At 41.8% G+C, this 414-nt stretch carries 1 protein-coding gene; it reads left to right on the top strand.

Features of this window, described 5'->3' with window-relative positions; genetic code table 11:
• A partial coding sequence (locus E2E34_RS37810) for an AIR synthase-related protein (protein WP_244316416.1) occupies positions 1–414 on the top strand: 414 nt, incomplete at both ends.

Here is a 414-nt window from a genome sequence, read left to right on the forward strand (position 1 = left end):
GTCTATTGCACCATGGTCCAAGAACGGAAAGACTATTGGTGAAGAACTTTTAGTTCCAACAAGGATCTATGTTAAGCAATTATTCTCTTCTTTAAGCGAAGGTTTGTTGCTGGGTTGGGCCCACTTCACTGGGGGTGGTCTTGTTGAAAACTTCCCAGGAGCATTACCAAAAACCTTGAAAGCTAAGGTTGACTGGAGCAAATGGGAAGTTCCAGAAATTTTCAAGTGGTTCGGTAAGCAAGGTAACGTTCCATTCGAAGATTTGTTGAAAACCTTCAATGTAGGTATTGGTATGGTATTAATTGCTAAGTCTGAAAACGTCGATAAAATCATCGCTAACCTTACCAAGGCAGGCGAAGACCCTGTTATTATTGGTCAATTAATAGAAAAGGCCGAGAACGCACCTGCCTGTGT

Origin of the sequence: Streptomyces albidochromogenes (assembly GCF_005981925.1) — a bacterium.
In the GTDB taxonomy this organism is placed as follows: domain Bacteria; phylum Actinomycetota; class Actinomycetes; order Streptomycetales; family Streptomycetaceae; genus Streptomyces; species Streptomyces albidochromogenes.